8 protein-coding genes and 1 pseudogene are annotated in these 12,405 nt (G+C 59.7%); 6 read left to right on the plus strand and 3 right to left on the minus strand.

The window, feature by feature from the left end; translation table 11 throughout:
- Positions 1-31: 31 nt before the first annotated feature.
- On the minus strand, positions 32-610 hold the full coding sequence (locus PQQ96_RS35595; RefSeq protein WP_408301181.1) for an AraC family transcriptional regulator: 579 nt from the start codon (positions 608-610) through the stop codon (positions 32-34).
- 531 nt (positions 611-1,141) lie between these two features.
- Here PQQ96_RS35595 and PQQ96_RS35600 point away from each other — a divergent pair.
- Both PQQ96_RS35600 and PQQ96_RS35605 read left to right on the plus strand, forming a co-directional pair.
- Positions 1,142-2,113, plus strand: a complete 972-nt coding sequence (locus tag PQQ96_RS35600) for a GlxA family transcriptional regulator (protein ID WP_408301183.1) — start codon at positions 1,142-1,144, stop codon at positions 2,111-2,113.
- 1 nt (position 2,114) lies between these two features.
- Positions 2,115-2,228 (plus strand): annotated as a pseudogene (locus tag PQQ96_RS35605) (G/U mismatch-specific DNA glycosylase); the annotation flags it as partial.
- On the opposite strand, the gene PQQ96_RS35610 reads toward PQQ96_RS35605, so the two are convergent.
- Complete coding sequence (locus PQQ96_RS35610; protein WP_408301184.1) at positions 2,189-3,121, minus strand: LysR family transcriptional regulator; 933 nt, start codon at positions 3,119-3,121, stop codon at positions 2,189-2,191. The pseudogene PQQ96_RS35605 and the gene PQQ96_RS35610 overlap by 40 nt on opposite strands.
- A 359-nt stretch (positions 3,122-3,480) precedes the next feature.
- Between PQQ96_RS35610 and PQQ96_RS35615 the strand changes: the two genes are divergently transcribed.
- Genes PQQ96_RS35615 through PQQ96_RS35630 form a run of 4 tightly spaced genes read left to right on the plus strand, consistent with a single transcriptional unit; the run spans position 3,481 to position 8,731 of the window.
- The gene (locus tag PQQ96_RS35615) at positions 3,481-5,115 is read left to right on the plus strand and encodes an MFS transporter (RefSeq protein WP_408301186.1); all 1,635 of its coding nucleotides are present in this window, start codon (positions 3,481-3,483) and stop codon (positions 5,113-5,115) included.
- A 2-nt stretch (positions 5,116-5,117) separates the two neighbouring features.
- On the plus strand, positions 5,118-6,194 hold the full coding sequence (locus PQQ96_RS35620) for an HlyD family secretion protein (protein WP_408301187.1): 1,077 nt from the start codon (positions 5,118-5,120) through the stop codon (positions 6,192-6,194).
- Positions 6,191-7,732 carry an efflux transporter outer membrane subunit gene (locus PQQ96_RS35625; RefSeq protein ID WP_408301189.1) on the plus strand — a complete coding sequence of 514 codons (1,542 nt, stop codon included), beginning with the start codon at positions 6,191-6,193 and terminating at the stop codon, positions 7,730-7,732. The genes PQQ96_RS35620 and PQQ96_RS35625 overlap by 4 nt, the downstream gene beginning before the upstream one ends.
- 57 nt (positions 7,733-7,789) lie before the next feature.
- Positions 7,790-8,731, plus strand: a complete 942-nt coding sequence (locus PQQ96_RS35630; RefSeq protein ID WP_408301191.1) for an aldo/keto reductase — start codon at positions 7,790-7,792, stop codon at positions 8,729-8,731.
- A gap of 76 nt (positions 8,732-8,807) precedes the next feature.
- Here PQQ96_RS35630 and PQQ96_RS35635 read toward each other — a convergent pair whose 3' ends face one another.
- A complete protein-coding gene (locus tag PQQ96_RS35635; RefSeq protein WP_408301193.1) occupies positions 8,808-12,404 on the minus strand; it encodes an indolepyruvate ferredoxin oxidoreductase family protein in 3,597 nt (1,198 codons plus the stop codon).
- Between the last annotated feature and the right edge of the window lies 1 nt (position 12,405).

Raw genomic sequence — 12,405 nt, forward strand, 5'->3', positions numbered from 1 at the left:
TGAATTAAATTCTCGTCAACCATCGTTGTCCTCAGTCGTGCTGCCTTGATAATGACTTTGCAATGCTTCTGGCGAAGCCTTCGCCAAGGTCCTCCCTGACCAGGGCCAAGGCCATCTGGATACCGTCACTTACACCGCGCGACGAGTACAGGTTCCCGTCCTTCAAGCAGCGTTGGTTGCTCATGACGCGTACAAGGGGATACTCGGTGGAAAGACGTTGTGCGTCGCGCCAGTGTGTGGTCAACGAGCGATGGTCGGCGAGGCCGGCGCGCGCGACCATAAAGGCGCCGTTGGACACCGACGCGAGCCTCCGCACGCTACGTCCGGCAGCGCTGAGCCAGTCCACCAGTTCGCGATTTTCACGCCTCGGGCTGATGAACGGCGAACCTGGCACTACGACTATGTCGAATGAAGTATGAGCATCCGACAAACATTCCGTCGTGCCCACCGCTACGCCATTCGAGCACACGACGGCCCCCGGGAACGGCCCCACGAGATGCTGTTCGTACAGCGTTCCACCGCACAAACGGTTCGCTTCGTGGAAAACATCCATCGGGCCCGTCACTTCGAGCAACCGAAATCCTGCGTAGAGCATCATCGCAACATGCATGTGCCATCACTCCGAGAATGCACTGCACACGAGTGGCCGTACCTGCTGCGCCCGCACCCGGCGACCGTTCGGTGAGAGGCATGGCGTTCTTTCAACATGATGAATCTGTCCTTGGTTACTGTCCCACAGCAACGCAGACCGCGAAGCTTGAAGAGCCGGCGGTAGCCGAATCCGTGAGTCAAAGTCTAATTAGCCGGCATGGAAGATGAAACACGTGGTTGTCACCCTGCCAGGCCAATCAAGGTGACATTTGGGCCAACCGCGGGACCAACGGCGCTGCTGCGCTAATGTCCTACGCGTTGAATGGGTCTGAAGGGTTAATGTCAGTTACGCGCTCCCCGAATCCGGCCCTTTCATTACACGGACGCAAAAGTCAATTACCGGCTAGCGTGTCCCTGTTTCTGGGCTATTGCGGTAAGCTGCGATACCGCTTGTGAATACAGGTTACCAGGCTTGGTCCAGTGGTTCGGGGGAAGCCAATCGAATCGCCAGTATCGGAAGCGGGCCTATTAATCCCACGAAGGTCACGGCATGAAAGTCGCCATTGTTATATTCGATGGTGTGCAGGCGCTCGATGTTGCAGGCCCCCTCGATGTGTTCGCGGAAGCAAACACGATCCTTTCCGAACAGCAGAAATATGAGGTCTCCCTTGTCGGACCTCGGGCCGGCACGGTGACCTGCTCGAACGGCATGGGGCTTTCCGTGCCGTTTGGCTATGCGGATCTCGACACGCAATGGGATCTGCTGCTGGTCGCAGGCGGACCGCAGTTGCCCGACGCTCAACCATCAAGTGACTTTCTGACGTGGCTGCAAAATCAGGCACGAGACGCGAAACGGTTTGGTTCCGTTTGCAATGGGGCATTTGTGCTTGCCCATGCGGGACTGCTTGACGGCAAGGAAGTGACGACTCATTGGGGAGACGCGGGGCGCCTCGCCCACGAATTTCCCCAGGCGCGTGTGCAGCCCGACAAGATCTTCGTTCGTGACGGGCGCCTCTTTACCTCGGCAGGCGTGACGGCTGGTATCGATCTGTGCCTGTCGCTTGTCGCCGAAGATTGGGGACACGAGTTGGCGGTGAGCGTCGCAAAACGTCTGGTCGTCTATATCCAGCGGGAAGGCGGCCAGTCTCAGTACAGTCCGTATATCGGAGCAGGGAAGGAAGACGATCCGATCGTCGGCAAAGTTCACCGCTATGTGACTGAGCATATAACCGATGCGCTATCGATCGAGCAACTCGCGAGCGCGGTCTCAGTGAGCCGTCGGACCTTCTCGAGAGTATTTGCGAAGTATGCAAAGGTGACACCGTCCGTGTTTGTCGAGCAGGTTCGCGTCGACACCGCAAGGAAGTTGCTCGAAGACTCGGACGCGCCGCTGAAGACCGTAGCTTTCAAATGCGGCTTTCGCAGCGCCACGCATATGCGCACGACTTTCTCCCGGCGGCTAGAGGTAACACCGAAGCAATATCGGCAACGATTCCGCGGCGAGGCAGGCATGGCCGGATAACGGCGCCCGCGCATGGGTCGTACCCAATCCGAGCGGACTCGACCGGGCATTCGGCCTCGATGCGCTGGTGGCCGCCTACCGGGAAGTTCGCGTTGGCGTAGCGTCCACACCCTGAAGGTGCGCGTTCTGGCGCAGTGCCTCGGTAACGAATTCCATGAAAGCGCGAATCTTACCGCTGCTGCTTCGTCGCTCAACATGAAGCAGGCTCACAGGGATCGACTCGGGCTCGAATGACGTCAGGACAGGTTGAAGCTTGCCCTCGGCTACCTCAGGAGCCGCCTGATACGACAGCAACTGGATTATCCCCACACCGTCGACTGCGGCGAGAACCGCAGCGGGACCGAGGTCGACAACCATCCGCGGCTGAAGTCGGACGGGCAACCTCGAACCGTTCTCGTTGAACACCCATTCAAGCGGAAGCGACACGCCAGTGAAGGACACACAGTGGTGATTGGCCAGATCCCTGGGGTGAAGGGGTTCCCCGTGCGCAGCGAGATAAGAGGGCGCCGCGTACGTCCGACGCTGCACGAATCCTAACGGAATGGCGAATGTCGAGGAGTCTCCGAGGTGGCCGACGCGGATAGCAATATCCACACCTTCCTCCAGAAGCCGCGTAGTTCGATCCGCATAGACGGCATTGACGTTGACGTCCGGATAACGCAGTACGAAGGCGTTCACCAGGGGAGCGACATATCGCTGGCCAAACAGGACCGGTGCAGAAATGGTCAACGTACCTACGGGATTGAGTTGATCAGACGCAATGTCTGCTTCCGCGTTCGTAATGGTATCCAACACCTTCCTGCAGGCTTCGAGGTAGGCCATCCCTGCATCCGTTGGACGAACCGTTCGAGTCGTCCGGGCAAGCAGTTGTGTGCCGAGACGGGCTTCTAGCGAGGTGACCGCCCGCGAGATCGCGGCGGCCGACATTCCGACCTTCTCGGCCGCGCCATTGAAACTGCCTCGGTCGACGATGGCTACGAAAACCTCCATCTCACGCAATTTGTCCATTCTGTTTTCCACCCTGATCAATGCATCTACACGCCGTCATTCTATGCGTTGCGATCCGCGTGGTCGAAAAAGACTCTTTCAGATAGTGATGGTTATCAGGATGTCTATGGACCGGTTGGCAAGATTCGCTAATTCATTGGCCCAATACTAACTAGCTTGGTCTCCAAAGCATTCGGCCAATCCTGGACAATTACTCCAGTCGCCACATATCGGTCATGCGGCGACGAATCGACCCACGGCGCTAGCGTCGCGCGTTCACCACTTCACGTCGTATAGCCAGCCAAACGTAAGAGGTACTCATGTTCTTCGCGATGCTTGAAGTTCACCTCATATCGAACATGAGTAACAACGGGACTCCTATGACTGCAGCCAACCTTTTAACCACTGGAACGGAAATTCCGACCATCGCACAGCCGCGGGCACCCGCGCCTATGCCGGGGACAGTGGCTCCTGTTCAGCCAGCGCCCACACAATCCGTGCTTTCGCTTCGTCTCGCGGTTGGCCTCGTTGGGATGCTGCTTGCGTCTCTATTGGCCATTCTCAACGAGCAGGTCACTGCGCTGTCGATGGCGGACATCCAGGGCGCGCTCTCGATTGGCCATGACGATGGAACCTGGCTGACCGCGCTGTTCGAGGCGGCTAATGTCGCGACGATGGTGTTTGCGCCGTGGTTTGGTATCACGTTCACACTCAAGCGATTTACGATCGGCGCCGTGATCGCGACGATGCTCTTCGGGATCCTGTGCCCCTTCGCACCGAACCTGCTGACGCTCTATGTGTTGCGTGTTCTGCAGGGGATTGCTGGCGGATGCCTTCCGCCGATGTTAATCATCGTGGCCCTGCGCTATCTTCCGCCCAAAGTGAAGCTGTACGGGCTCGCCGGGTATGCGCTTACGGCGACCTTTGGACCGGCGCTCGGTACGCCGCTCGCAGCTTTGTGGACCGAGTATGCCGGTTGGCAAATGGCGTTCTGGCAAATCGTGCCACTTGGCATCGTTTGCTGCGTAGCGATCCAGCAGGGGCTTCCGCCCGATCCGCTCAAACTCGAACGACTCGGGACATTCAACTGGACCGGATTTTTGACGGGATTTCCGGCCGTCGCGATGCTCGTGACCGGCCTTCTGCAAGGTGATCGTCTTGACTGGCTCGATTCCGAATTCATTCGCGTGATGTTCGTGGGTGGTGGGTTGCTGTTGGTGACCTTCCTCGTCAATGAGTGGTTTCACCCGCTGCCTTTTTTCAAGCTGCAGATGCTGTCGCGAAGAAACTTTGCGCACGGACTGACGACACTCGCGGGCGCCGTTGTGCTGCTGGTTGGCGTCGCCGCTATACCCGGCCAATATCTTGCGCATGTCCACGGTTACAGGCCGTTGCAAGCCGCGCCCTTGTCGTTGCTGGTTGCGATCCCGCTACTCGTCGTGCTTCCTTTGACGGCTGCCGTCCTGAACTTGCCGCGGGTCGATCACCGGTGGGTCATGGCGATTGGGTTGTGCCTGATGGCTGGCACGTGCCTGATGGGGAGTTTCATCACGTCCGAGTGGATTCGTGACAATTTCTACTGGCTTCAATCGATTCAAATCGTCGCGCAACCGATGGTGATCCTGGCGATCCTGATGGGCGTGACGACAGGCTTGCCCCCAACGGACGGTCCGTTTGCTTCGGCGATGTTCAATTCGCTCAAAACGTTTTCCGCAGCGGTGGCAACGGGTCTTATCGAAGGGTTGGGTACCCGTCGCGAACGTCTTCACTCGAACATGCTCGTGGACCACTTGGGCAATCACGCGCTTGTGACGAGTCAAAGCATCGACGCGGCGCATGGTCTCGGCGAACTTGCACACCGGATCCATGTGCAGGCAGTGGTACTGACCTCGGCGGATCTCTATCGCGTCATGGCAGGTGTTGCCATCGCCCTTCTTTTCCTCGTGCCAGTGTTGCCCGTGCGTATCTACCCGCCGTGGTGCACTACGCCTCCTCTTCCCACTAAGGGACGGTAATCATGTCAACCGTTGCTCGATCTCCCCTCAGAATTATTTCTGCCGCCGCTCTGGTTGTCGCGGTCGGTGTCGGCGCATGGGCTTGCTCCGGTCTGTCAGGCGGCTCGAATACTGAATCGACAAACGATGCCTATGTCGAGGCCGATTTCACGCTCGTGGCGCCGCGTGTCGCCGGTCAAATATCCGACGTATTCGTCGAAGACAACCAGTCAGTCAAAGCCGGGCAATTACTGGTGCGTATTGATGACCGTGACTTCAGGGCCGCATTGATGAGCGCGGAAGCGGACGTGGCTGCGGCAAAGGCGTCGGTCGCGAATTACGATGCCGAGATTGCACGGCAGCCTTCTCTCGTCGAGCAGGCACGCGCGACGCTTAGAGCCGACGACGCGTCGATCGCGTTTGCGCGAGCCAACGCCGCGCGGTACCAGACGCTCTCGGAGGCGGGCGCAGGAACGGCTCAGGAGCAACAGCATGCTTCGAGCGCGCTCGCCGAGCAACTCGCGCAGGAGGCCCACGACGGGGCCGTGCTGAGCTCGACCGAGCAGAACCTGAACGTATTGAGTACCCAGCGCGACAAGGCGGCCGGCGCGCTCGCACGCGCCGAAGCGGCGCTCGAGCAGGCAAAGCTCAATCTGTCCTATACGGAGATTCGCGCGTCGGTTGACGGCAAGGTTGGGCGCCGTTCTGCGCGGGTTGGCGCATTCGTGACGCCCGGTGCACCGGTTCTCGCGATCGTGCCGCTTTCCGATGCCTATGTCGTCGCCAACTTCCAGGAGAACCAGATCACCCACATGCGGCCCGGCGAAAGCGTGCGGATCAAGGTCGACAGCTTTCCTGGCGTGGTGATTCACGGCCGTGTCGATAGTCTCGCTCCCGCAACTGGTGTGAGCTTTGCGCCTATCGCACCGGACAACGCGACGGGAAACTTCACGAAAGTCGTCCAACGCGTACCTGTCAAGATCGCCATTGACCGAGGTCAGAAGGACGTGTCTGAGTTGAGCGTGGGGCTTTCTGTCGAAGCGGAAGTCACCATCGGTCAGCATGCCGATGCGCCAGCCGAAACGGGAGAGGGGAAATGAATGCGAACGACTTTTCCTTGCGCGCGCTAGTGCTGGAGATATTGGCGTGCCTCATGATAGCGGGCTGTACCGTCGGACCGGATTTCCAGCGTCCAACGCCATCTACGCCCGCGGAAGTCTTTGATCGTACGCAAGCGGCGCAAGCATCGAGTAAGGCCGTCGAATCCGGATTCAATTCGGATTGGTGGACACTGTTTAACGATCCCACTTTGAACGCGCTCGAACAGCAACTGGTTGATGCGAACCTCGATGTCGCTGCGGCCTCGGCGCGCCTTCGCCAAAGCCGGGCCGGGCAGCGCGTGGCGGGTGCGGCGGAGTATCCCACGCTAGACGGTGCTGCGTCATACGACCGCGAGCGCGGCAGCCCGAACGGCATTCTCGGGCTGCTCGGGGTCAGCCCAACGGGAACCCAATCACAATCCGCTTCGGGTAATACGCCGCTCGGCGTGGCGCCGTTGCCGGGTTCCAAGGGGTCGCCGGCCTACAACCTCTATCAATTCGGCTTCGATTCATCCTGGGAAATCGATATCTGGGGCCGGAATCGACGCGGTGTCGAAGCCGCGTCTGCCCTGGCGGACGCTTCTTACGAAGACCGAAACGCAGTGTTGTTGTCCGCCCGCGCCGAACTCGCGCGAGACTATATCGAGTTGCGCGACACACAATCGCTGCTGAGGGTCGCGAAGCAAAACCTTGAGATTGCTCGCGATACCACCAGGCTCACACAGATACGGGTGCGTGAAGGTGTGACAACAGATCTGGATGTGGCCAACGCGTCCGCGCAAGTGGCGTCAATCGAAAGTCTGATTCCAACACTTGAATCGCGGTGCGAGACCACGATCAATGCGATTGGTGTATTACTCGCCGAGGAACCGGGCGCGCTTGCGCAAACGCTCGGTGAGCCGCATGACGTGCCCGAGCTGCCTACACAGGTGCCCATCGGTTTTCCATCGGAGCTTGTGCAGCGCAGGCCCGATATCAGGAAGGCGGAAGCGCAACTGCATGCCGCCACGGCGTCGATCGGCATGGCTAAAGCCGACTTCTATCCGCGCATATCGCTGAATGGCAGCGCGGGTTTCCAGAGTCTTCAGCTCTCGAACCTCGCCAACTGGGCTTCGGGACAGTTTGTGGTCGGGCCTTCCATCACGATGCCGATCTTCGAGGGAGGGCGTCTCAAGGGGACATTGCACCTGCGCGAGGCGCAACAGCAGGAGGCCGCGATTGTCTACCAACACACCGTGCTTGAGGCTTGGCGCGAGGTGGACGATGCACTTGTCGTCTACGACGCCGAGCAGTTGCGTCGCGATAAGCTGACGGCGGTGGTTACCCTGAACCAGCGCGCGCTCTCGATAGCGCAGCAGCGCTACAAGGGTGGGGCGGTTGACTATCTCGACGTGCTGAATGTGCAGAAGCAATTACTCGACGCCCAGAGCAACCTCGAACAAAGCAAGGCGACTGCTGCCGCGAATCTCATTACCCTCTGTAAAGCGCTCGGCGGCGGCTGGGAGTCGACTTACGCCAATCCATCCGTCTCGCGGTGACTGAGTTCAGGTAGCTAACGTAAGCAGTTCATGAATTATTAGTGTGGAGGTGTCACCATGATTGAGTCTTCTGATTTCCGGAGCAAAGAGTTGGTGCTTAACCACGGAGGCGGCCGTCTGCCCGCGCTCGGATTTGGCACGCTGATTCCCGATGCAGCTACGACCATCAGCGCCACGCGAGACGCGCTGGAAGCCGGCTATCGACACTTCGATGGCGCCGAGCGATATCGAAACGAACGTGAGGTGGGCGAGGCGCTGCGCGTAGGACTTGCTGCCGGAGGGATCGCGCGCGAAGACATCTTCGTGACCACAAAATTGTGGAACACCAATCATCGGCCCGAGCGTGTCGAACCGGCTTTCGAGGCAAGTCTTGGAAGGCTTGGGCTCGACTATCTTGATCTGTATTTGATGCACACTCCGTTTGCATTTCAACCGGGGGGTGAGCAGGACCCGCGTGATGAAAACGGCAATGTCATCTATGACAAAGGCGTGACGTTGCTGGACACGTGGCGGGCGATGGAAGATCTCGTCGACCACGGAAGATGCCGGGCGATCGGACTGTCTGACATCGGCTTGAACGAATTGCGGCCTCTCTATGAATCGGCGCGAATCAAACCGGCGGTGGTGCAGGTGGAAGCCCATCCGTATCTTCCAGAAACGGAACTTCTGGAATTCTGCAAAGAGAAAGGGATCGTGTTTTTGGCCTTTGCACCATTGGGTCACGGAATCAGGCCCGGGCCGCTCGAGGATCCAGTCATCTTGCAGATTGCCGAGCGAATTGGAAAGACGCCCGCACAGGTATTGCTTGCCTGGGCGATCCAGCGTGGCGGAGCTTTGCTGACCACGCCCAAAACTGCCGCCCGCGCGCGCGAGAATTTCGATATCTCCGCGCTTCCGGCAGACGCGTTCGATGCGATTAACGGGATTGAGACGAGGCAGAGGTTCAACGAAGTCGTCAAGACGGGCAGCCCGGGGTTTATTCCACGACGTGCGCAATAGACAGGGTATGCACAATCGGTGGGCGGACGGTTCGACGTCCGCTGCCATGCTCATGCGTTGAGCAAACACCTCTCCATTACGCTTTCTCCAAGCGTTGAGAGTTTGAACGATGCAGCGTACTGCTCGCTCCCGCGCGATATTCCCGGAGCCATTGTTCGCGTTTCGTCGCCGCGGCGCTGACATTACGCTCCTTGACGTGACCAAAACCGCGGATTTCATCGGGCAGGTTGGCGAGCTTCATCGCAACATCGAATCGCTCGCTGTCCAGCGTTGTGCAGAACTCATCCATCAATGCGACATACTGCTCGATCAGTTCACGTTCGTTTCGCCGCTCGGCCGTTTTACCGAACACGTCGAATGCTGTCCCGCGCAGGAATTTGAGTTTCGCTAACGCGCGGAACATGGTGAGCGTCCATTGGCCAAAACGCTGCTTTTTCAGATGTCCGTGCTCATCGCGTTTTGCCAGCAAGGGTGGCGCAAGATGGAACACGAGCTTGTAGTCGCGACCCGGTTCGCCATCGAATTGCGCGCGCAGCTTGCCCAGGTAAGCCGGATCCGCATAGAGACGCGCAACTTCATACTCGTCCTTATAGGTCATCAGCTTGGCGAGATTGCGCGCAACCACCGGCGTGAGGCGCAGCTTCGCCCCTGCTGCAAGCTTCGTTTCGGCGGCGCGGACTCGTTCGACTACGTCAACGTAACGAGCCGCATAACGCTCGTTCTGGTAAAGACCAAGCCGCTCGACGTTGCGTTCGATGAGACGGTCAAGCGATTCAGGCATCTGCACGACGATCGCCTGCTGCTTATTTGCAAGCGGCGCAAAAGCGTCAGCGGCGGTTTCGCCGTGCTGGGCGATATAACGACCCCACTCGAACGCGAGACGGTTCTTCTCGACCGCCACACCATTCAACTCGATCGCCCGATCGAGGCTCTCATAGCTGACGGGCAGCCAGCCGCGTTGCCATGCAAAGCCGAGCAGCAATGGATTGGCATAGAGCGTGTCGCCGAGAAGGGCGAGGGCAAGACGATTCGCATCGATGAAATCGCAGTCGTCGCCGATACTCTGAACCAGGTCGCGCCGCGTTTCATTGGCGGGGAAGCTCCATTGCGGATCGCGGACGAATTGAGCGGTCGGCGTCGCGCTACTGTTGATTACCGCCTTCGTCACCCCGTGTTGCGTGCGGGCGAGCACTTCAGCGGACGCGGACACAATCGCATCGCAGCCGAGAATCAGGCGCGCTTCACCAGTCGCAATGCGCGTCGCGTGCAATTGATTGGGCGTCGCGGCGATCTGCACATGACTGAGCACTGCGCCGCCTTTCTGCGCGAGGCCCGCCATATCGAGCACGGTGACGCCTTTGTTTTCGAGGTGAGCGGCCATTCCCAGCAAGCCGCCGATCGTCACGACACCGGTGCCGCCGACGCCGGTCACCAGCACGCCATAAGGCTTCGCTAGAGACGCAACCGCAGGCCGGGGCAGCGCCGTAAAGTCCGGCAGCGCGGCGCCTGAGCTTGCCTTACCTGGTTTCTTCACCTGTGCGCCTTCCGCCGTCACGAAGCTCGGGCAAAAGCCGTTCACGCATGAAAAATCCTTATTGCACGACGACTGGTTGATCTTGCGCTTGGTGCCGAGCGGTGTTTGCAGCGGTTCGACCGAGAGGCAATTCGATTGCACTGAGCAATCGCCGCAACCTTCGCACACGGCATCGTTAATGAAGGCGCGTTTCGCAGGATCGGGATATGTGCCGCGTTTGCGGCGCCGGCGTTTTTCGGTTGCGCAGGTCTGGTCGTAGATCAGGATTGTCGTACCCGCTACGTCGCGCAACTCGCGCTGCAAGCGATCGAGTTCATCGCGGTGGTAGACCTTCACGTCGTCCGGAAGACGTACGTTTGCATCGTATTTGTCGGGCTCGTCGGTGACGATCAATACCCGCTTCGCGCCCTCGGCGGTGACCTGAAACGCGATCTGAGGAACCGTGAGCACGCCGTCCACCGGTTGGCCCCCCGTCATCGCGACTGCGTCGTTGTAGAGGACCTTGTAAGTGACGTTCGCGCCCGCGGCAATCGATGCGCGAATCGCGAGCAGGCCTGAGTGAAAGTAGGTGCCGTCGCCGAGATTGGCGAACACGTGCCGTTCATTCGTGAAATGCATCTGCCCGGTCCATGCGACGCCTTCGCCGCCCATCTGGCTGAACGTCTCCGTATTGCGATCCATCCACATGGACATGTAGTGGCAGCCGATACCGGCCAGTGCACGCGAGCCTTCGGGCACACGGGTCGACGTGTTGTGCGGGCAGCCGGAGCAAAACCACGGTTGACGCTCGGTGACCGAACGCGGCGTGGCGGCTTCGCGTTCTTTCGCCTCGATGACGGCAACGCGCGCTTCGATCCGCGCCCGCACATCGTCTGGCAAATCGGCCTTCGCCAGACGCCGCGCGATCGCCTTCGCAATCAGGGCAGGCGAGAGTTCGTAATGCGCGGGCAGCAGCGTCTGCCCGCGCGGTACGGACCATTCCCCGCCCGCGTCGTCGCGCTCATCGAACTTGCCGAATACCTTCGGACGAACATCGTCGCGCCAGTTATACAGTTCTTCCTTCAGCGCATATTCGAGGATCTGGCGTTTCTCTTCGACGACCAGAATTTCGTCGAGACCGGTTGCGAAGTCACGCGCGTTCTGCGCATCGAGTGGCCACACACAACCGACTTTCAATACGCGAATGCCGATGCGTGCGCAGGTCTCGTCATCGAGCGACAGATCGGCTAGCGCCTGCCGCACATCGAGATAGGCTTTGCCCGCGGTCATAATGCCCAGGCGCGGCGTGGGGCTGTCGATCACCACGCGGTTGAGTTTGTTAGCGCGGACGTAGGCGAGGGCGGCGTACCACTTGTGGTTGAGCAGACGTGCTTCCTGCGCGAGCGGCGGATCGGGCCAGCGGATATTGAGTCCGCCGTCGGGCATGTCGAAGTCGTCCGGCAATACGATCTCCAAACGGTCCGGATCGATATCAATCGACGCGCTCGATTCGACCACGTCAGTCACACATTTCATCGCGACCCACAGGCCGGAATAGCGGCTCATGGCCCAGCCGTGCAGGCCATAGTCGAGATATTCCTGCACGCTCGCGGGATACAGCACCGGAATACCGCTCGCGACGAACATATGCTCGGACTGGTGCGCGACCGACGACGACTTCGCCGCATGATCGTCGCCTGCCAACACGAGCACGCCACCGTGTGGATCGGTGCCGGCTGAATTGGCGTGCTTGAAGACGTCGCCGGTACGGTCGACGCCCGGCCCCTTGCCGTACCACATGCCGAATACGCCATCGACCTTGGCGCCGGGCCACAGGTTGAGTTGCTGCGTCCCCCATACGGCGGTAGCCGCGAGATCCTCGTTAACCCCTGGTTGGAATACGACATCGTGTTCCTTGAGGTGCTGTTTTGCCTTCCACAACCCCTGGTCCAGTGCGCCGAGCGGTGAGCCGCGATAGCCGGAGACGTACCCTGCGGTGTTGAGCCCGGCTCGCCGGTCGCGTGCCTTCTGCAACATCGGCAGCCGCACCAGCGCCTGTGTGCCGCTCATATACACGCGGCCTTTTTCGAGCGTGTACTTGTCGTCGAGCGAAACGGTGGCGAGTGCGTCACGTAGCTGGGGCGATAGCGGGGCATTCATG

Origin of the sequence: Paraburkholderia sediminicola (genome assembly GCF_046027825.1) — a bacterium.
Taxonomy (GTDB): Bacteria; Pseudomonadota; Gammaproteobacteria; order Burkholderiales; family Burkholderiaceae; genus Paraburkholderia; species Paraburkholderia sediminicola_D.

Coding starts and splice junctions, on each gene's coding strand:
- PQQ96_RS35595 (WP_408301181.1), bottom strand. CDS start 610: ATGCATGTTGCGATGATGCTCTACGCAGGATTTCGGTTGCTCGAAGTG.
- PQQ96_RS35600 (WP_408301183.1), top strand. CDS start 1,142: ATGAAAGTCGCCATTGTTATATTCGATGGTGTGCAGGCGCTCGATGTT.
- PQQ96_RS35610 (WP_408301184.1), bottom strand. CDS start 3,121: ATGGACAAATTGCGTGAGATGGAGGTTTTCGTAGCCATCGTCGACCGA.
- PQQ96_RS35615 (WP_408301186.1), top strand. CDS start 3,481: ATGACTGCAGCCAACCTTTTAACCACTGGAACGGAAATTCCGACCATC.
- PQQ96_RS35620 (WP_408301187.1), top strand. CDS start 5,118: ATGTCAACCGTTGCTCGATCTCCCCTCAGAATTATTTCTGCCGCCGCT.
- PQQ96_RS35625 (WP_408301189.1), top strand. CDS start 6,191: ATGAATGCGAACGACTTTTCCTTGCGCGCGCTAGTGCTGGAGATATTG.
- PQQ96_RS35630 (WP_408301191.1), top strand. CDS start 7,790: ATGATTGAGTCTTCTGATTTCCGGAGCAAAGAGTTGGTGCTTAACCAC.
- PQQ96_RS35635 (WP_408301193.1), bottom strand. CDS start 12,404: ATGAATGCCCCGCTATCGCCCCAGCTACGTGACGCACTCGCCACCGTT.